The sequence below is a fragment of the Mycobacterium sp. NGS17 genome (genome assembly GCF_059813205.1).
Window position 1 is genome coordinate 1 of sequence record NZ_JCALED010000033.1, and the last position, 661, is coordinate 661.

General features: G+C 61.6%; 1 protein-coding gene. It reads left to right on the forward strand.

What is annotated here, in order from left to right; genetic code table 11:
* The coding region (locus tag AC5Y7E_RS24220; RefSeq protein ID WP_499950948.1) for an AMP-binding protein at positions 1-661 on the forward strand (661 nt) is incomplete at both ends.

Here is a 661-nt window from a genome sequence, read left to right on the forward strand (position 1 = left end):
AGCCCCCGACGACACCGCCTACCTGATCTACACCTCAGGAACCACCGGAACACCCAAAGGGGTAGCCATCCCCCACCACAACGTCACCTGCTTGCTAGAGTCCCTGGACAACGAGGTGCCGGCGAATCACGTTTGGTCGCAGTGTCATTCGTTGGCGTTCGATTTCTCGGTGTGGGAGATCTTCGGTGCGCTACTACGCGGCGGCCGGCTGGTGGTGGTACCCGAATCGGTCGCCCGCTCGCCCGAAGAGCTACACGGCCTCCTGGTGGCCGAGCAGGTCAGCGTGCTGAGCCAGACGCCGTCGGCGTTTTACGCGCTGCAAACCGTCGACGCGCTGTTACCCGAGCGAACAGATCAGCTCAAACTGGAAACGGTCGTGTTCGGCGGTGAGGCGTTGGAACCCCAGCGCCTCGGTGCGTGGCTTCAAGACCATCCGGGTTCACCGCGGTTGATCAATATGTATGGCATCACCGAAACGACGGTGCATGCGTCGATTCGGGAGATCGTCGACGATGACGTCGATATCAATGCGAGCCCGATCGGGATGCCGTTGGGGCACTTGGGCTTTTTTGTGCTGGATGGTTGGTTGCGTCCGGTGCCACCCGGGGTCATGGGGGAGTTGTATGTGGCCGGCCGTGGTGTGGCGTATGGGTATGTGGGT